The organism is Phenylobacterium sp. J367 (assembly GCF_024699985.1).
Taxonomy (GTDB): domain Bacteria; phylum Pseudomonadota; class Alphaproteobacteria; order Caulobacterales; family Caulobacteraceae; genus Phenylobacterium.
Map to the genome: position 1 here is coordinate 3,080,163 of NZ_JAJONA010000001.1, position 16,518 is coordinate 3,096,680.

The following is a 16,518-nucleotide window of genomic DNA, read 5'->3' on the forward strand; positions in this document are numbered from 1 at the left end:
GCCTGCTCTCTTGGATCTAGGTCCTGTTCAGCGTGACCCGCCGGATCTCGCCCACGACGAAGAGATAGGAGACCAGGGCGACGAGCGCATTAAGGGCCACGAAGGCCAGGGCGCCGGTGAAGGAGCCGCCGCTGGCCTCGACGATATAGCCGATGGCGATCGGGGTGGTGATCCCGGCGACGTTGCCGAAGGTGTTGAAGAGGCCGGCGTTCAGGCCGGGGATCTCCTTGGGCGAGGTGTCGGCGACGACCGCCCAGCCGAGCGACCCGATGCCCTTGCCGAAGAAGGCCAGCGTCATCAGCCCGATCACGGCCGCCGGGGCGTCGACGTAGTTGCAGCCGATGATCGCGGTCGACAGCAGCATGCCGCCGACGATCGGGATCTTGCGGGCCAGAGTCAGCGAGCCGGTGCGGCGCAGGATGCCGTCCGAGATGATCCCGCCCAGGATGCCGCCGAAGAAGCCGCACAGGGCCGGCAGGGTGGCGGCGAAGCCGGCCTGCAGGATCGACAGGCCCCGCTCCTTCACCAGGTAAACGGGGAACCAGGTGAGGAAGAAGTAGGTCATGGCCGTGATGCAGTACTGGGCCACGTAGACGCCGATCAGCATGCGGGTGGAGAGCAGCTGCTTGATCGCCCCCCAGCTCGGGCCGGCCTTGGCGTCGTCGGCCTTTTTCTCGTCCATGTCGACGAGGGCGCCGCCCTCCACCAGGTAGTCGATCTCCGGCTGCTTCATCAGCGGGTGGCGGCGCGGCGGGTGGATCATATTGATCCACAGCAGGGCGACCGCGATGCCGATGGCGCCCATCACCCAGAAGACGTTGCGCCAGCCGAACTCATGGACGATCCAGGCCATGAAGGGCGCGAAGATCACCGTCGAGAAGTACTGGGCCGAGTTGAACACCGCCGAGGCGAAGCCGCGCTCGTTGGTCGGGAACCAGGCCGCCACGATCCGGGCGTTCGCCGGGAAGGACGGGCTCTCGGCCAGGCCGACCGCGAAGCGCAGGGCGAACAGCAGGGCGACCGCCGCGCCGCCGGTCAGGAAGCCCACCGTCCCCTGCAGCAGGGTGAAGGTCGACCAGAGCGTGATCGAGGCCGCATAGACCCACTTCGATCCGAAGCGGTCGAGGATCCAGCCGCCCGGGAGCTGGCCGATCACATAGGACCAGCCGAAGGCCGAGAAGATGTAGCCCATGGTCACCGGCGACAGCTTCAGCTCGTCGGAGAGGGCGGGCCCCGCGATCGAGATGATCGCCCGGTCGGCGTAGTTGATGACGGTGATGAAGAAGATCAGGCCGAGGATCAGGAACCTGACGTTCCCCCTGGCCGTCCTGCCTGCGGTTGCCGTGGTCACCTGGCGTCTCCCCGAACGATGCTTGCCCGGCGGGTCTCGCGCCCGCCTGCGCCCGTCGGCGCGACGGACGGTCAGGGGTGGAGGGTAGGGCGCCGCCGGAGAACAGGTCCATGCCGCTTCGGGCATTGAATGATGCGGAAAGCGCATCGACGGGGCGGTCTCGGACCCGGCGGGGACGTGCATTGCCGATGGGCCGGCGATGCGCGGTCGGCATCGACCGATCCGCTCTTTGGCTTGGACCCCCCGGATCGCGGCGCCTAGGGTCCGGCCAGCAAGCGTGCATCCGAATTAGGGAAATCATGACTGACCTTTCGCCCAGCGCCATGATCCGCCAGGTCGGCTCCGGCCTCCTGTCGTTCCCTGTGACGCACTTCGATTCCGAGGGCCGGTTCGACGCGGCGGCCTATGGCGCGCATTGCGACTGGATGCTGCAGCATGACGTGGCGGCGCTGTTCGCCGCCGGCGGCACGGGCGAGTTCTTCTCCCTCGCGCCGGAAGAGGTGGAGCAGGTCGTCCGCGCCGCTGTCGAGGCCGCCGCCGGCCGCAAACCGGTGATCGCCGGCGCCGGCTACGGCACCGCCATCGCCACCGACCTGGCCCAGCGCGCCGAGCGCGCGGGCGCCGACGGCATCCTTCTGTTGCCGCCCTACCTCGTGAACTCCACCGACGCCGGCCTCGCGGCGCACGTGGAGGCCGTGTGCAACTCCACGGGCCTGGGCGTCATCGTCTACAACCGCGACAACGCCATCCTTGGCGAGGACGCCCTGGCGCGCCTCTGCGAGCGCTGCCCGAACCTCGTCGGCTACAAGGACGGCGTCGGCGACGTGGAGCTGATGATGCGCATCTACGCGCGCCTCGGCGACCGGCTGACCTATATCGGCGGCCTGCCGACGGCCGAGACCTTCGCGCTGCCATACCTGGAGATGGGCGTCACCACCTACTCCTCGGCGATCTACAACTTCATGCCGGAGTGGGCGCTCCGCTTCTACGCCGCCGTGCGGGCCCAGGACCGGACGACCGTCATCCAGATGCTGTCGGACTTCGTCCTGCCCTACATCGCCATCCGCAACCGCGGGAAGGGCTACGCCGTCTCGATCGTGAAGGCCGGCATGCGCTCGGTCGGCCGCCCGGCCGGCCCGGTGCGCACGCCGCTCACCGACCTGACCGCGGCCGAGCAGGGCGAGCTCGACGCCCTGGTCGCCCGGGCGTCCGGGGGGCTTTCCGGGAGCGCCCGCAGGACGGCCTGAGTTCAAGGAGCTTGTGTGGCGGTCGGCTGCTCACGACCGCCCCGCGAGGCTTGCGCCGGCCGTCGTGGCCGGCGCATCTCGTTCTGGAAGGACCCTGAGACCATGCCGGCCCGCGACGGTTCGCCGACCATCACCGAGATGCGCGTCGTGCCGGTGGCCGGCCGCGACAGCATGCTCCTCAACCTCTCGGGCGCGCACGGTCCCTACTTCACCCGCAACATCGTCCTCCTGACCGACAGCTCGGGCGCGGTCGGCGTCGGCGAGGTCCCGGGCGGACCGATGATCCAGCAGACCCTAGAGGACGCCCGCGAGCTGGTGATCGGCCGGCCGGTGGCGGGCTTCCGCACCGTGCTGAACGAGGTCCGCCGCCGCTTCGCCGAGCGCGACGCCGGCGGGCGGGGCCTGCAGACCTTCGACCTGCGCGTCACCATCCACGCGGTCACGGCGCTCGAGGCCGCCTTCCTCGACCTGCTGGGCAAGCTGCTCGATCAGCCGGCCTGCGCCCTGCTGGGCGACGGCCAGCAGCGCGACGACGTGCCGATGCTGGGCTACCTGTTCTTCGTCGGCGACCGCAACGTCACCGGCCTCGACTACCCCGACGGCTCCGACGCGACCGACCACTGGACCCGGCTACGCAACGAGACGGCGCTCGACCCTGAAGCCGTGGTCCGCCTCGCCGAGGCCGCCCGCGATCGCTACGGCTTCCGGGACTTCAAGCTGAAGGGCGGCGTGCTGGCCGGCGAGGCCGAAGTGGACGCCGTCGTCGCGCTCGCCGAGCGGTTCCCGGACGCCAACGTCACCATCGACCCCAACGGTGCCTGGTCGCTGGCCGACGCCGTCCGACTGATGTCGCCGCTCCGGGGCGTGCTGGCCTATGCGGAGGACCCCTGCGGCGCCGAGCGCGGCTTCTCCGGCCGCGAGGTGATGGCCGAGTTCCGCCGGGCCACGGGCCTGCGGACCGCCACCAACATGGTCGCCACCGACTGGCGCGAGATGGGCCACGCGATCCAGCTCCAGTCGGTCGACATCCCGCTGGCCGATCCGCACTTCTGGACCATGGCCGGCGCGGTCCGCGTGGCCCAGATGTGCCACGACTGGGGCCTCACCTGGGGCTCTCACTCCAACAACCACTTCGATGTCTCGCTAGCCATGTTCACCCACGCCGCGGCCGCCGCGCCGGGCGAGATCACGGCCGTCGACACCCACTGGATCTGGCAGGACGGCCAGCGGCTGACCCAGGAGCCGCCGCGGATCCGGGGGCGGAAAGGTCGCCGTGCCCGACCGTCCCGGCCTCGGGGTCGACGTCGACCTCGCCGAGCTGGAGAAGGCCCACGAACTCTACAGGTGCGTCGGAGGCGGCGCCCGCGACGACGCGGCGGCGATGCAGCACCTGATCCCCGGCTGGACCTTCGACAACAGGCGGCCGGCTCTGGTCCGCTAGGCGGCTTCCGCCGCGGCCTCCTTCACGAGGCTCTGGGCCAGCTCGACCACGTGCTCGACGAGCTGGTTGGCGGTGTCCTTGCGCCACACGAGATAGAGCTCGGCCTGCCTCGGGCGCTTGGTGGCCAGCGGCCGGAAGACGACGCGCTCGTAGCGCAGAGCCGCCGCCGAGGCCGGCACGACCGCCAGGCCGACGCCGGCCCGGACGAGGGCAAGGATGGAGTGGATCTGCACCATATGCTGCACGTGCCTTGGGAAGACCCCGTGCTCCTCCAGCACCGAGACCACGAGGTCGTGGAAGTACCGGGCGTCGTGGGACGAGTACATGATGAAGCTCTCGCCCTGCAGGTCCTTCGGGCGGATGGCCTCGTGGCTCGCCAGGTGGTGCCCCTCGGGCAGGGCCACGACCATGGGCTCGGCGGTCACCCGCACGGCGCTCAGCTCCGAGCGGCTGACCGGCGGCCGAAGCAGGCCGATGTCGATCTGGCCCGACACCAGGGCCTCGATCTGGTCGCGGGTGACGGTCTCGTTCAGCACGAGGCCGATGTCCGGCAGGGCCTCCTGGCAGGCCATGACGAGGGATGGCAGGTAGCTGTAGGCCGTCGCCGCGGTGAAGCCGATCCGCAGGGTGCCGATCTTGCCGGCGTCCGCCCGCTTGGCGACCGCCACGGCGATGTCGGTCTGGCGCAGGATCCGCTGGGCCTCCGGCAGGAAACTCCGGCCGGCCGCGGTCAGGCGTACGCTGCGGCTGTTCCGCTCCAGCAGCGCCACGTCGAGGATGCGCTCCAGAACCTGGATCTGCCGGCTGAGCGGCGGCTGGGTCATGTTCAGCCGCGCCGCGGCGCGGCCGAAATGGAGCTCCTCGGCCACGGCCACGAAGCAGCGGAGGTGGGAGAGGTCGAACTGGGCGTGTTGCACGGCGCATACTCTCGGACGCGGACCTGCGATGCCTAGCCTGCATCGGTCCCGCCTGGAAGCCGCCCCCGCGCGAATGGCTGAACATGCTTAACCGCCCGTTCACCATATTGCGCGACCATGAGCCAGCTAAGGAGGCGCGGTCATGTACCGGGTGGAAGTGCGGTACATCGGTGAAGGGATCTGGCGCCCGGCGGCTCTGCCGGCGACCCTTCAGGCTGCCTACGGCCAGGCCGGCGTGCTGTCCAACAGCCGCACCGCCGATCAGGCGCGCGTCGTCGCCGCCGAGCCTCTGCGCATCCTCGACCGCCGCGTCTGAACGCAGGAAGGGCGCCTGCGCGCCCTCGACCTTTCCCTCGATCCGGCCCCACCGCACCCGCGTCCCCGAGAGGACGCGGGCCGGCGGAGCGGTCGGGGGCGGGCGGACCCGCCCCCTCGCGCAAACGCTAGCGGAACAGGCCCAGCAGCGTCGCCGACGCCTGGTTGGCGATCGACAAGGCCTGGATGCCCAGCTGCTGCTTTGTCTGCAGGGACTGGAGCTTGGCGCTTTCCTTCGCGAGGTCCGCGTCGACAAGGTTGCCGACCCCCGCGTCCAGGGTGTCCTGCAGCTTCACGACGAAGCCGAGGTGGGATTCCAGCGACTTCGACCCGGTGCCCAGCTTGAAGAGCGCGCTGGACGTGGCGATGATCGCGGCGTTGAGGGTTGCGATCATCGAAGACGCGGCCGAGGCCGTGCTGATCGAGGACGTGGACGTCAGCGAGCCCATCGCCGCGCCGCCCAGGGAAAGGTCCTGGGCCGAGACGGTGATGTGCGAGGTGCCGTCGGCATTGGCGAGCGCCTGTACCGTGGTGCCGCTCGACTCGATCATGTTGGCGCCGTTGAAGATGGCGTTGTCCACGGCCTTGGTGATCTGGTCGCGGAGCGAGATGAAGTCGTCGTTCAGAGCCGTGCGGCTGTTGGAGTCGAGGGTCACGTCCGAGGCTGCGAGCGCCTTCTCCTTCATCAGGATCAGGAGCTCGGAGATGCTCTCGCCGGCGGAGACGGCCACGTCGACGGTCGATTGACCGCGTTGCAGCGACTCCTTGACGGCGTTCAGCGAGTTGGAGGTGGCGCGCTGGTTTTGGGCAATGGCCCAGATGGCGCCATTGTCCTTCACGCTGCCAACCCTTTTGCCGGTGTTGATCCGGGCCTGCGTCGTCTGCAGGTCCCCGTTGGTCTGGTTCAGGTTCTGGAGGGCGATCATCGCCCCCACGTTGGTGTTGACGCTGTTCATGGGCATGAAGAGCGGATCCTTCTTTCAAGGCATGGCGACCGTCGGTTGGGCGGTCGGGGCGTTCTGCCCATCGAAGGCATGGCAATTCCTGCACCGTTGTTCGGCGAAGCAAATCCTCTGATTTGTAACGATAATCACGCTAAGCGGCAGGAACTGCCGGGGTAAAACATGCCTACCGAACGGTAAAACTTGCCGGACGCCCGGCAACTTCTACCGGTTCCGGCAGAGATTTCCCGGCCGGAACTGCCGCGGGAGCCCCTAGCCTCGACGCTCGCGGCCTCGGTAGGCAGGGTCCTGACGTCGGCGCCGGTCCGGTCCGAAGTACCCTTGGGTCTGCACGAAGGGCCGCGGCCGAAAGATGAGCGCCATCATCCGCTCGTGGAAGCCCGTCACCGTGAACGGCTTCACCAGGTATTCGCTGACGCCGGCGTCGCGGGCCGCGGCCACGACGCTGGCCTCGCCCGACCCCGTCAGCATCAGTATCGGCAGGAAGGCGGCGGTCGTCTCGCCTGGCCGCCGGATGCGGCGCACGAGGTCGAGGCCGTCGCCGTTGTGGAAGGTGCGGTCCACGATGAGGAGGTCGAAGGCGCGGCGCTCAAGAAGGGCCCAGGCCTCAGTGGGGCTGGCGGCGACTTCGATGTCGCGCGCCCCGAAGCCGGCGAGAACGCTACGGATCAATTCGATCATCTGACGGTGATCCTCGACAATGAGGATGCGGGTGGCGCTTAAGTCCATCGCGCCTTATGGCCGCCGCGCCTTCGCCCTTTCGAGGGGCAAGTTACCCAAATTGAGGTGCCTCAGAGGCGAGTCCGATTCCGTCCTGTCCGCGCCTGTGATCTCTCGCGCAGCGACTGTCGCCCGAGCCGCGCCGCGGAGCCGGAGCAGCGTTGGGGAGCCTATGGACGACCTTGAACAGCAGGTGTTCGCGCTGGAGCTTCTGCTCGCGCTGAGGCTGGCCTCCGATGGTCCCGAGACGCGGGCGCGCCTGGCTGACGCGATCCGGCAGGCCCCCCGCCGGCGCCTCCGAGACCGAGCGCGGCATCCGCGCGCGGGCCTTCGCCATCCTGGTGTCGGGGGACGGCCCGCGGGCGCTCGAGCCCTGATCGCGACGAACGGCGTTCGCTCATCCTCGGACTGTGCTAGGCTTGGGGCCTGAGGTTTGTGGTCCGGATCCCGCCATGAGCCGTTTCGTGGCGACGAGTTCCCCGGCCATGCCTCGAGGGAGCCCGAGCATGGCTGCGCAGCCGCATATCCAGAATCCGTTCGAATTCGTCCTCGAGGGCCTGACCCGCAGCGCGTCCGCCGCCGAGCGGGCGCTCCGCGCGCCGCCGGCGCGGCACGACGCCGTCGCCCCCGCGGTGCGGCGGATCGGGGCTGCCGACCTGATGGCGGCGCTGCGCGAGGGGCTGCACGACCTTGGCGTGGCCCGCGCCGACGTGGTCTTCCTCGCCCTGATCTATCCGGTGGCCGGCCTCGTGCTGGCCGCGCTCGCCTTCCAGTACCAGATGCTGCCGCTGGTCTTCCCGCTGGTCTCCGGCTTCGCCCTCCTCGGGCCGCTGGCGGCGATCGGGCTTTACGAGATCAGCCGCCGGCTGGAACAGGGCGAGGCGGTCTCCTGGACCGTGGCGGCCAAGGTCCTGGGGTCGCCGGCCCTGGGCTCGATCATCGGCCTGGGCTCGGTGCTGCTCGCCCTGTTCGCCTTCTGGATGGCCGCCGCCTGGGGCATCTATGCGGTGACCGTCGGGCCCGAGGCGCCGACGTCCGTCGCCAGCTTCTTGCGCGACGTGCTGACGACGCCGGCCGGCTGGACCATGACCGTCGTCGGCGTCGGCGTAGGCTTCGTCTTCGCGGTCGTGGTGCTGGCGATCAGCGTGATTTCCTTCCCCCTCCTGCTCGACCGGGACGTGGGGATGACGCGGGCGATCCAGACCTCGCTGAAGGCGGTGGCCGCCAATCCTGGGACCATGGCGCTCTGGGGCGCGATCGTGGCCGGCGCCCTGATCCTCGGCTCCCTGCCTGCGCTGGCGGGGCTGATTTTCGTCATGCCGCTGCTCGGCCACGCCACCTGGCATCTCTACCGCCGCCTGGTGGAGGACTGATCGTCCGCAGGCGTTCGCTTCCCGCTAGGCTTGATCCCCGCTTCGGCCCATCCTAGGGCGGCAAGGCGGCGGCAGCCGAGCGAGGGGACAGGTGAACGAGAACCCGGGGACGACGCCGCGCGGGCGGCGGCCGAAAGGGCAGGGACCCGACCTGCGCGAGGCGATCCTCGACGCGGCCGAGGCCCTGTTCTCCCGGCACGGCTTCTACGGCGTCACCGTCCGGCAGGTGGCGGCGGAGGCCGGCGTCGATACCGCGCTGATCCACTACTACTTCGGCGCCAAGCGCGAGCTGTTCGACAGCGTGTTCGCGAGGCGGGCCGAGATCCTCAACGACGCCCGCCAAACCGCCATGGAGGCCTATGTCGCCCAGGCCGCCGGCGGACTGACGGTGGAAGGGATCATCGAGGCCTTCATCGGGCCGCTGATCGCGCTCTCGGACACCAAGGACGAAGGCTGGAAGAACTATTTCCGACTGGTGGCGCTGGTGAACAACACCCCGGCCTGGGGCGGCGAGACCATGCACCGGTTCTTCGACCCGGTCGTCCACCGGCTGGTCGACACGCTGAAGTCCGCCATGCCGGACGCCGAGATCCGCGACCTCTACTGGTGCTACCAGTTCCTGACCGGGTCCATGATGCTGGCGCTGTCCGAGACTGGCCGGATCGACCAGCTCTCGGACGGACTTTGCCGCTCCACCGACCTGGAGGCTGTTCGCGCCCGGCTCTACGCCTACTGCGCCGCCGGGATCGAGGAGGTCGTGCGTCGGCGACCTGGGGCCTGAGGGCTGGCGTACCGGAGTTTCTGACGGCAGAGTGCTCCCAACCAAGATGAAATGGAGGGGAGGAGCCACCATGATCGCCAATGCCTCGCGCCGCAGCCTGCTGGCCGGCGCGGCCGCCTTCATCGCCGCGGGGCCGGCGCGCGCCGCGAGCCTTTCGCCGCCGCAAGCCGTGGGCTTCGATCCGGCCGGTGTCGCCGCGCTGAACAGCCAGATGCACGCCCTGGTGGACCAGCAGAAGCTGGCGGGCGTCGTCACCCTGTTGGCTCGCAAGGGCCGGGTGGTGAACCTCGACGCCTACGGGTCACTGGACGCCGCCGAGAAGACCCCCGTGCGCGCGGACAGCATCTTCCGGATCGCTTCCATGACCAAGCCGATCACCGGCGTGGCGATGATGCAGCTCTACGAGCAGGGGCGGTGGCGGCTGGACGATCCGGTGGCGAAGCACATCCCCGAGTTCGCCGGCCTGAAGGTGAAGTCCGCCGACGGGAGCCTCGTCGACCAGGCCCAGCCGATGACCATGGCCCAGCTCATGAGCCACACGGCCGGGTTCGGGGTCAGCGCCCTCTATGAGAACGACAAGCTCGGCGAGACCGACCTGCAGGGCATGATCGAGAAGCTCGCCAAGCTGCCGCTCGCCAGCCAGCCCGGGACCGACTGGGCCTACGGGCCGGTGGTGAACGTCCAGGGCTATGTGGTCGAGAAGCTCTCCGGAAAGTCGCTGGACCGATACTTCCAGGACCACATCTTCACGCCGCTGAAGATGCCGGACACCCAGTTCTGGGTGGAGCCGGCGAAGGCGGCGCGGGTCTCGAAGATCCACACCTACGACGCCGGCGGGAAGATCGTCCCGACCGAGAGCCGGGTCCAGACGACGAAGCCGCGGTTCCTGTCCGGAAGCGGCGGGCTCTATTCGACGGCGGAGGACTACTTCCGCTTCTGCCAGGCCCTGCTGAACGGCGGCGAGCTCGACGGCGCGCGCATCCTGAAGCCCGAGACGGTCCGCCTGATGCGCCAGGATGTGCTGCGCCCCGGCGTGAAGGTCGATCTCTACGGTCCCAACCAGGAAGGCCTGGGCTTCGGCATGGACTTCGCGGTCCACAAGCGCCCAGCCGAGAGTGGTCTGCCGCACGGCCTCGACAGCTACTGGTGGGGCGGGGCGTTCGGCACCTGGTTCTGGATCGATCCGACCAACGAGGTCGTCTTCGTGGGCATGATCCAGAACGTCCGCGGCTCGATCCCGGGCGCCGGCACCCCGGAAGTGCGGACCAGCTCCGCCAACGCCGTTTACGCCGCGCTGAGCTCCCGCAAGGCCTGATCAGCGCCACTGTGGCGTAAATTCATCACCTGATTAAAAACCGTGCGCGCACCCGCCGGCGGCGCTGGCGCGTCGGCGGCGAAGTGCGGCACAACTCCCATTAATTCGCATAGCGATGAATTCAGCGCCGACCGCCGCTCCATGGGGGACGGACGGAGGCGCTGGGAGGATCTTATGAAAGCTCTCATGAAGGCGGCGCTCCTGGCGGGCGCCGCGTGGTCGGTCGTTCCGACGCTCGCCGTGGCCCAGGTGGCCGCCGACGAGAACGCCGTGGTCGAGGAACTGGTGGTCACCGCGCGCCGCCGCGAGGAGAGCCTGAAGGACGTTCCCGTCGCCGTCACCGCCGTCACCGCCGAGCGCCTGGAACAGACCGGCGCCGTCGACATCACCACCCTTCAGCAGCAGACGCCGAACCTGACCCTGCAGGTCGCGCGCGGCTCCAACTCGACCCTGATCTCCTTCATCCGCGGCGTCGGCCAGCAGGACCCGCTGTGGGGTTTCGAGCCGGGCGTCGGCCTCTACATCGATGACGTGTACGTGGCCCGGCCGCAGGGCGCGGTGCTGGACATCTTCGACGTCGAGCGGATGGAAGTGCTGCGCGGGCCGCAGGGGCACGCTCTACGGCCGCAACACCATCGGCGGCGCCATCAAGTACGTGACGGCCAAGATCGACGGCGACCCGGAGCTGAAGCTCAAGGGCCAGCTCGGCTCGTACAACCAGCGCGACGTGGTCGCCGCGGCCAAGGGCATGATCACCGACCAGCTCGGCGTCGGCCTCACCTGGGCCAAGTTCGACCGCGACGGCTACGGCACGAACCTCACCACCGGCGCCGAACACTACGACAAGGACGTCTCGGCGGCCCGCGCGACCGTGGAGTTCACGCCCTCCGACGCGCTCTTCTTCCGTCTGGCCGGCGACATCGTCACCGACCGCTCCAACCCGCGCCATGGCCACCGCGAAACGCCGGCCCTGAACGTGCTCGGCCAGCCGATCCCGGGCGGCGAGGTGCTGTCCGACGTCTATGACACCAAGGCCGGCTCCGGCGACCACAACCTGGTGGAAGCCCGAGGCGTGTCGCTGCTGGGCGAGTGGAATGTCTCGGACGCCATCACGCTGAAGTCGATCACCGCCTACCGCGCCGGCGAGACCGAGGGCACCATCGACTTCGACACCCTACCGGCGGCGATCCTCGACATCCCGGCCCGCTACAACGACCACCAGTTCACCCAGGAGCTGCAGCTCCTCTACACGGGCGACCGGGTGCAGGCGGTGGCCGGCCTCTTCTACCTGAACGCCACGGCGGCCGGCGCCTTCGACACCATCGTGTCCCAGGCCAACCTGACCATCGCCACCGCCGGCCACGTGGACACCGAGAGCTGGTCGGCCTTCGCCGACGTCAGCGTCGATGTCACCGACCGGCTCTCGCTCTCGGTGGGCGGCCGCTACACCCGCGACGAGAAGACCGGCGACGTCTATCGCCAGAACTTCACCGGCCTGCGCAGCCCGCTGTTCGGCAACGCCACGGCCGTCCCCGGCCTGGTGCGTTCGGACTTCGTCAGCGAGGACACCTACGAGAAGTTCACCCCGCGCGTCTCGGCCAGCTACGACGTCAGCGACGACCTGACCGGCTACGTCTCCTACAGCCAGGGCTTCAAGTCGGGCGGCTTCGACATGCGGGCCGACGCGATCCTGACGCCCAGCTCGCGCGACGGCTACCAGCCGGAGACGGTGGACTCCTATGAAGGCGGCCTGAAGGGCTACTTCTTCGATCGCCGCCTGTCGCTGAACACCGCGGTGTTCTACGCCCAGTACAAGGACCAGCAGGTCACCCTGCAGACTCCGGTCGGCGCGTCCATCGCCTCCCAGGTGCTGAACGTCGGCGAGAGCCACATGACCGGCTTTGAGGTCGAAGGCCTGGCGACGCTGACGGACGCGCTCTCGTTCAACTTCGCCGTGGGCTACATCAAGGCCGAGTTCGACGAGTACCGGGCGCTGGACCTGACCACGACCCCGCCGGCGATCCGCGACTTCTCCGACAGCCGGGTGTTCCAGAACACGCCGGAATGGACGGGCAACTTCGGCTTCACCTACGTTCGCGACATGGGCGACCACGGGAAGATCAGCTTCATCCCGATGGCCTCCTACCGCTCGTCGTTCTCGATGTTCGAGATCCCCTCGATCCTCGACCAGGACGACTACTGGCTGGTCGACGCCAGCCTGACCTGGACCACGGCGGACGAGAAGTACCGGATCGGCCTGCACGGCCGGAACCTGACCGACGAGACCTATCGCGTCGGCGGCTACAACTTCCCGCAAAGCGCGGGCGTCCTGTTCGGCAACTCGGTGAACGCCTTCTACGGCCCGCCGCGGACGGTGACGCTGTCGCTCGAAGCGAAGTTCTAGGCTAGACGCCCGGCTCTCCCGCGAGAGCCGGGCGTTTCCTTTTTCAGGGATATCCATGACGACGACCGTCCAGCCGGCCCCGCCCGTGTCCGGCCGCTACCGCATCCTCGTGCTGGCCATCCTGATCCTGGCCTACACCTTCAATTTCCTGGACCGGCAGATCCTCGGGATCCTTGCAGGGCCCATCAAGAAGGACCTGGGCCTCACCGACAGCCAGCTCGGCCTGATGGGCGGGCTGGCGTTCGCGCTGTTCTACACCGGTCTCGGCATCCCGATCGCCTGGTGGGCGGACCGCGGCAACCGCACCTGGATCATGACCGGCGCGCTCGCGCTCTGGAGCGGCTTCACGGCGCTCTGCGGCATGGCCGGCGGCTTCTGGCAGCTCTTCCTCTGCCGCATGGGGGTCGGCGTGGGCGAGGCGGGCGGCGTCGCTCCGGCCTATTCGCTGATCGCCGACTACTTCCCCAAGCACCAGCGGGCGCGGGCCCTGGCGGCCTATTCCTTCGGCATCCCGATCGGCTCGGCGCTCGGCATCCTGTTCGGCGGTCTGATCGCCGCCTCCATCGACTGGCGCGCCGCCTTCGTGATCGTCGGCGTCGCGGGCGTGCTGGTCGCCCCGGTGTTCAAGCTGATCGTCAAGGAGCCGGTCCGCGGGGCCATGGACGAGCCGGCGCCCGGCGCGGCGCCGATCCCCACGGGCGGCATCCGTGAGCTCCTCGCCAAGCCGAGCTTCTGGCTGATCTCGCTGGGCGCCGCCTCGTCGTCGGTCTGCGGCTACGGCGTGGCGTTCTGGCTGCCCTCCTTCTTCGAGCGCAGCCTGGGCATGGGTCTCGTGGACCGCTCGCTGTTCCTGGGCTCGATGACGCTTGTGGGCGGCGTCGCCGGCGTGTGGCTGGGCGGCTGGCTCGGCGACAAGCTCGGCCGCTCACGGCCCCAGGCCTATCTCCTGGTCCCTGCCGCCTGTTTCCTCGTGGCCCTGCCGTGCTTCTACCTGGCCGTGCAGTCCTCGAACCTGACCGCCGTCTTCCTGCTGCTGTTGATCCCGACCGGCCTGAACCTCGCCTGGCTGGGCCCGGTGGTGACCGCGGTCCAGCACCTCGTGGCGCCCGCCCAGCGCACCACGGCTTCGGCCTGCTTCCTGTTCGTCAACAACCTGATCGGCCTGGGGCTCGGCACCTGGTTCTTCGGGGCGGTCTCGGATGCGCTGACACCGCGCTTCGGGGCCGAAGCGCTGCGCTATGCGATCTACTCCGGGCTGGGCTTCTACGTGCTGAGCGCCGGCCTCCTCAGCCTCGCCGCCCGGCGCCTTCGCCGTGACTGGGTAGCTTGACGGCGGCTTGGAACGGAGCTTCGCCGTTCCTAACTGGGAGCAAGTGCCAGACCGTCCGTTCCGCTCATGCCGCAGGCGTCTTCCGTGAAGTCAGGATTCCTCATCCTCGGCCTGGCCGCCGCTCTGCTGGCGGGCTGCGACCGCATGCCGGATCCGCCCCCGGCGCCGGCGGCGCCGGCGACCACCGTGGAACGGCCTGGGCTCGCGCGCTGGGACGCGGCTGCGGGCGCCTTCGAGATCGGCGGCCAGCGGCTGCGCACCGCCAGGCTCTGGACCTTCGACGGCTCGACGGACGGCTTCACTGGGCAGGGGAGCCAGATCATTCCCGCCGCGCCGCAGGGCCTGGCCGTCAGCCTTGCTGATCCGACCCTGCGTTCGCCCAGCGGCCTGGCGGTTCCCGGCAAGGAGTTCCAGCTCGTCCTGGTCCGGCTGACCCGCACGCAGGCGGCGGCGGCCAACGGCTGGAGCGGCAATCTCTATTACACGACCCCATCGCATCCCGAGGCTGCGGACTGGTTCGGCCTGCCGCTCGACAACACCGACCCGAAGGTCGGCGAGACGGTCACCTTCATTTACGACATGGGCCGCCAGCTTCAGGGCGCGCCGGACTGGGCCAACTCGACCATCGACCAGTTCCGGCTCGACCTGGAGGCCAATGCAGGTGGGCGATTCATCATCCACCAGGTCGCGGTGGCGGCCGCCCCGGCCGGCAGCGGCCTGGGGGCCGTCGAGGCCGATCCGGCCGGTGCGGTGCAGGCGGCGGCGGGAGCCCCGGGCCAGGCCGCGCCGCCCTGACCGCGACCAACAGTCCCCGTGCGGTCCAGGCTGCAACTGTGATATCGGCGCGCTCCGGTTTGTTTTGGTCTGGAAGACGACGCGCATGTCCCAGTCGCACGTCCTCATCGCTGACGACGATCCGCTCCTGCGGGCCATCCTCGAGCACAAGCTGGCGGCCGCCGGCTATCTGGTGACCAGCGTCGAGGACGGGCAGGCCGCGCTCGAGAAGGCCCAATCGAGCCACCCGCAGTTCATCGTGCTGGACGCCATGATGCCGGTCATGGATGGCTTCGAGGCGCTGCGTCGGCTCAAGGAGAATCCGGCGCTTCGCGACCTGACCGTGGTGATGCTCACGGCGCTCAAGCGTGAGCAGGACGTCGTCGGGGCACTCAAGCTGGGCGCCGCCGACTATCTCGCCAAGCCCTTCAATCCCGATGAGCTGGTCGCTCGGCTGGACCGTCTGGCCGCTCAGCGGAGCCCTTCGTGAAGGCCGTCCTCGCGGCGTCCTTGCTGGCCGCCGTCCCCATGGTCGCCCTGGCCCAGCCAGCCGACGACTTCGCCCGGGGCCGCGAGCTCCGGCTGGCCGGCCGGCCGGCCGAGGCCATCCCACACCTGGAGGCCGCCAGCCGCGCGAGCGCTGCGGACGCGGACATCTGGCTGAACCTCGGCCTGGCCTATATGGCCGCCCAGCGCCATCCCGACGCGGAGCGGGCGCTCGCCGAGGCGCGGCGCCTCGCGCCGGACTATGCGGACGTCCAGGTCGCCCAGGCCCGGCTCGCCTACTACCAGGGCGACCTCGGCCAGGCCCAGTCGCGGCTCGCGCCGCTGCTCGCGGGCGGCGGCCCGAACGACGAGGCGAGCGCGCTGGCGGCGCAGATCGCCCAGGCGCGCGCCGCCGCGCCGGCGGCCTGGCGGCTCGACATGTCCTTCGCCCGCTCGGATCTCAGCGCGTCCGGGCTCGAAGACTGGCTCCGCGGCTCGATCGGCGTTTCCCGCCGCCTCGGCGACGAGGCGACCGTCACCGGGTACCTGGAGCAGTCCCGCCAGTTCGGCCTCGAGGACACCTACCTCGAGGCCACGGTCGCCGGACGGCGCGGCTACGTCGCCTTCGGCGGCGCGGTCGACGCGGACTTCCGGCCCGAGTGGCAGGTGCGCGCCGGCGTCTATGGGCCGTCGCGCTCCGTCGGGAACGGCTGGAACGCGACGCTGTCCGTCGACGGCTCCTGGGCCCAGTACTTCAGCGGCGACGTGCGCTCGGTGCAGCCCGCCGTGACGGTCGCCAAGGGCGACAGCTACGTCCTCGTCCGCTGGATCAACACCCTCGACGAGCGAGACGACTACCGGTCCGGCTACAGCCTCTACGGCGTTTTCGCCGCCACCCCCCGGCTACGGGTCTCGGGCGGGTTCGCCGACGCGCCGGAATCGAACCAGGGGTTCACTGCCGACGTGCGTTCGGTCAGCACGGGCGTGGCGATCGACCTGGACGCCGCCACCACCGTCCGCCTTGACGGGGTGTACGAGATGCGCCGGGCCTACGACCGGACCGAGTTCGCCGTCGGCGTCACCCGGCGCTTCTGAGTCCGTC

14 protein-coding genes and 2 pseudogenes are annotated in these 16,518 nt (G+C 69.6%); 12 read left to right on the forward strand and 4 right to left on the reverse strand.

Features of this window, described 5'->3' with window-relative positions:
* Window positions 1-16: 16 nt before the first annotated feature.
* Window positions 17-1,351, reverse strand: coding sequence for an MFS transporter (locus LRS04_RS16550; protein ID WP_257817288.1), 1,335 nt, complete (start codon window positions 1,349-1,351; stop codon window positions 17-19).
* Between the two features lie 299 nt (window positions 1,352-1,650).
* On the opposite strand from LRS04_RS16550, the gene kdgD reads away from it, so the two are divergent.
* Both kdgD and LRS04_RS28165 read left to right on the forward strand, forming a co-directional pair.
* Entirely contained in the window at window positions 1,651-2,598 is a 948-nt protein-coding gene (gene kdgD / locus LRS04_RS16555) for a 5-dehydro-4-deoxyglucarate dehydratase (RefSeq protein ID WP_257817289.1), read from the forward strand.
* A 540-nt stretch (window positions 2,599-3,138) separates the two neighbouring features.
* A pseudogene (locus LRS04_RS28165) lies at window positions 3,139-3,846 on the forward strand (enolase C-terminal domain-like protein); the annotation flags it as partial.
* Between the two features lie 189 nt (window positions 3,847-4,035).
* Here LRS04_RS28165 and LRS04_RS28170 read toward each other — a convergent pair.
* A complete protein-coding gene (locus tag LRS04_RS28170) occupies window positions 4,036-4,956 on the reverse strand; it encodes a LysR family transcriptional regulator (RefSeq protein ID WP_374577230.1) in 921 nt (306 codons plus the stop codon).
* A gap of 142 nt (window positions 4,957-5,098) precedes the next feature.
* On the opposite strand from LRS04_RS28170, the gene LRS04_RS16565 reads away from it, so the two are divergent.
* On the forward strand, window positions 5,099-5,272 hold the full coding sequence (locus LRS04_RS16565) for a hypothetical protein (protein ID WP_257817291.1): 174 nt from the start codon (window positions 5,099-5,101) through the stop codon (window positions 5,270-5,272).
* Between the two features lie 127 nt (window positions 5,273-5,399).
* On the opposite strand, the gene LRS04_RS16570 is transcribed toward LRS04_RS16565, so the two are convergent.
* Window positions 5,400-6,233: a flagellin gene (locus LRS04_RS16570; protein WP_257817292.1), complete on the reverse strand. Its 834-nt coding sequence runs from the start codon at window positions 6,231-6,233 to the stop codon at window positions 5,400-5,402.
* A 252-nt stretch (window positions 6,234-6,485) separates the two neighbouring features.
* Window positions 6,486-6,962: a response regulator gene (locus LRS04_RS16575; RefSeq protein WP_257817293.1), complete on the reverse strand. Its 477-nt coding sequence runs from the start codon at window positions 6,960-6,962 to the stop codon at window positions 6,486-6,488.
* 497 nt (window positions 6,963-7,459) lie between these two features.
* Here LRS04_RS16575 and LRS04_RS16580 point away from each other — a divergent pair, with 497 nt between their 5' ends.
* The 9 genes and pseudogenes from LRS04_RS16580 (at window position 7,460) to LRS04_RS16615 (ending at window position 16,511) form a co-directional block, all read left to right on the forward strand.
* Window positions 7,460-8,326, forward strand: a complete 867-nt coding sequence (locus LRS04_RS16580) for a DUF2189 domain-containing protein (RefSeq protein WP_257817294.1) — start codon at window positions 7,460-7,462, stop codon at window positions 8,324-8,326.
* Between the two features lie 91 nt (window positions 8,327-8,417).
* On the forward strand, window positions 8,418-9,107 hold the full coding sequence (locus tag LRS04_RS16585) for a TetR/AcrR family transcriptional regulator (protein ID WP_257817295.1): 690 nt from the start codon (window positions 8,418-8,420) through the stop codon (window positions 9,105-9,107).
* 70 nt (window positions 9,108-9,177) lie between these two features.
* On the forward strand, window positions 9,178-10,422 hold the full coding sequence (locus LRS04_RS16590) for a serine hydrolase (RefSeq protein ID WP_257817296.1): 1,245 nt from the start codon (window positions 9,178-9,180) through the stop codon (window positions 10,420-10,422).
* 186 nt (window positions 10,423-10,608) lie between these two features.
* A pseudogene (locus LRS04_RS27010) lies at window positions 10,609-10,974 on the forward strand (TonB-dependent receptor plug domain-containing protein); the annotation flags it as partial.
* A gap of 103 nt (window positions 10,975-11,077) precedes the next feature.
* Complete coding sequence (locus LRS04_RS16595; protein ID WP_308238163.1) at window positions 11,078-12,826, forward strand: TonB-dependent receptor domain-containing protein; 1,749 nt, start codon at window positions 11,078-11,080, stop codon at window positions 12,824-12,826.
* Window positions 12,827-12,881: 55 nt separating this feature from the next.
* A complete protein-coding gene (locus LRS04_RS16600; protein WP_257817297.1) occupies window positions 12,882-14,156 on the forward strand; it encodes an MFS transporter in 1,275 nt (424 codons plus the stop codon).
* An 84-nt stretch (window positions 14,157-14,240) separates the two neighbouring features.
* Window positions 14,241-14,951 (forward strand): hypothetical protein, encoded by a 711-nt coding sequence (locus LRS04_RS16605; protein WP_257817298.1) that lies wholly within the window; start codon window positions 14,241-14,243, stop codon window positions 14,949-14,951.
* A gap of 85 nt (window positions 14,952-15,036) precedes the next feature.
* Window positions 15,037-15,420: a PleD family two-component system response regulator gene (locus tag LRS04_RS16610; protein WP_257817299.1), complete on the forward strand. Its 384-nt coding sequence runs from the start codon at window positions 15,037-15,039 to the stop codon at window positions 15,418-15,420.
* The gene (locus LRS04_RS16615) at window positions 15,417-16,511 is read left to right on the forward strand and encodes a YaiO family outer membrane beta-barrel protein (protein WP_257817300.1); all 1,095 of its coding nucleotides are present in this window, start codon (window positions 15,417-15,419) and stop codon (window positions 16,509-16,511) included. Before LRS04_RS16610 ends, LRS04_RS16615 begins: the two co-directional genes overlap by 4 nt.
* Window positions 16,512-16,518 lie beyond the last annotated feature (7 nt).